The following is a 1,769-nucleotide window of genomic DNA, read 5'->3' as shown; positions in this document are numbered from 1 at the left end:
TTCCGGCGAGCCACGCCTCGATCGCCCCGACGAACCCCTGGGCGACGAACCCCGCGGCGACGTCGTCGAGCAGCTCCGGTCGGTGCTCGCCGTCGAGCGACCGGATGTGCTGCTCGCTCGACACCGTGAAGTGCTCGACGAGCAGCCGGTGCAGCGAGGCGTCGTTCGGGTCCGGCAGCGCCTTGCCGTAGATGTCACGGTGCGCGACGACGTGCTCGACCACGGCGTTGATGCCGCGCCGGGTGATCATCGCGAGTTCGTCGAGGTCCGCGCCGCGGTTCGCGGCCACGCGCCGGGCGTCGGCGTCGTCCTGGCGGATGCGGTCGAGCTCCGGCGTCAGCACGTCCGCGAGCAGGGACCCGGGGGAGACCGCGTGCGAGTAGAAGGTCGCGCGGTTGATGCCGGCTGCACGGGTGACGTCGGCGACCGTGATCTCGGACACCGGTCGATCGGCGGCGAGGCGCAGGATCGCTTCGCGCAGGGCGGCGGTCGTGTGCAGGATGCGGGCGTCCACCATGACGCCACCCCCTTCTGATCCGGTTCCCCCCGCCGGTGTTCCGACGGAACGTGCGGGACGGCTCGGCCGCGCGGACGAGCGCTGACGAGCAGTCCGACGGTACCGCATGGGCCGCGTCGGAACCGGGCGGCGGCCGTGGCAACACGCGGGCGGACGCGCGGAACTGCTGCCTTCAACGGTGACACGTAGAGCACCCGGGTGCGCTGCTTCGCGGGTGGCCGGTCGGTCGAGCTGATGAGCCGGTCGATCGACCACAGGAACGAGGCCAGCGTCTTGCCGGAGCCCGTCGGGGCGATCACGAGCGCGTGCTGCCCGGTGGAGACGGCGTCCCACGCGCCGGCCTGCGCCGGGGTCGGTGCGGCGAAGGCGCCGCGGAACCACTCCGCGGTGGCGGGGGAGAAGCGCTCGAGCACGTCCGTCATGGTCCGTCCCATCCTGCCCGCCACCACCGACAGCGGCCCGAGCGGACGTACCCCTTGACAGAGCGATAGTTACCGATCTATCGTTGACCCATCGCGATACGACGAAGACGATTCCGGTCAGACCGATCGCGAGCCGACTCAGCACAACGGAAGGACGCATCATGCGACCCATGCACAACGACTTCGACAGCACCCAGCACCCGCGCGGCCCCCGCTTCGGCGGCGCGCGGCAGCACCACGGCGCCGGCTTCCCCGGCCGCGACCGCGGTGACCACAACCACGGCGGACGCGGTGGCTTCGGCCCCGGCTTCGGTCGCGGGTTCGGACCCGGCTTCGGCGGCCCGATGGCCGACGGTCCCGGCTTCGGCCGCGAACGCCGTCGCCGCGGCGACGTCCGCCTCGCGATCCTCGGCCTGCTGGCCGAGGGCCCCCAGAACGGCTACGCCGTCATCAAGACCATCGCCGAACGCACCGGCGGCGCCTGGAAGCCGAGCCCCGGTTCGGTCTACCCGACGTTCCAGCAGCTCGTGGACGAGGACCTCGTCGTCTCCACGGGTGACGGTCGCAAGACGCTCTTCGAACTGACCGACGCGGGCAGGGCCGAGGCCGAGGCGAAGGCGGACGAGATCGCCGCGGCCTTCGACGCGCCGGGCCTCCCGGACGCGTCGCGCGAGTTCATCGAGGCGCTCCGGAAGACCATGGGCGTCCTGCACATGTACCGCACCAGCGCGACCGAGGAGCAGGCGAAGGCGGCCACGGCCAAGATCGACCAGCTCCGCAAGGACCTCCTGCAGATCCTCGCCGACTGACGTCGGAACCCCGGACGGGAG

The 1,769-nt window shown here is 71.9% G+C and carries 2 protein-coding genes and 1 pseudogene; 1 reads left to right on the top strand and 2 read right to left on the bottom strand.

What is annotated here, in order from left to right:
- A partial coding sequence (locus I5E_RS22725; RefSeq protein WP_022906924.1) for a TetR/AcrR family transcriptional regulator occupies positions 1–517 on the bottom strand: 517 nt, incomplete at its 3' end.
- 173 nt (positions 518–690) lie between these two features.
- Positions 691–939: pseudogene (locus I5E_RS23565) on the bottom strand (DEAD/DEAH box helicase); the annotation flags it as partial.
- Positions 940–1,109: 170 nt separating this feature from the next.
- Between I5E_RS23565 and I5E_RS10395 the strand changes: the two are divergent.
- Entirely contained in the window at positions 1,110–1,748 is a 639-nt protein-coding gene (locus tag I5E_RS10395) for a PadR family transcriptional regulator (RefSeq protein ID WP_042723763.1), read from the top strand.
- Positions 1,749–1,769 lie beyond the last annotated feature (21 nt).

The organism is Curtobacterium sp. B18, from assembly GCF_000333375.1.
In the GTDB taxonomy this organism is placed as follows: domain Bacteria; phylum Actinomycetota; class Actinomycetes; order Actinomycetales; family Microbacteriaceae; genus Curtobacterium.
This window is presented reverse-complemented; position numbering and strand designations above follow the sequence as displayed.

Coding starts and splice junctions, on each gene's coding strand:
- I5E_RS10395 (WP_042723763.1), top strand. CDS start 1,110: ATGCACAACGACTTCGACAGCACCCAGCACCCGCGCGGCCCCCGCTTC.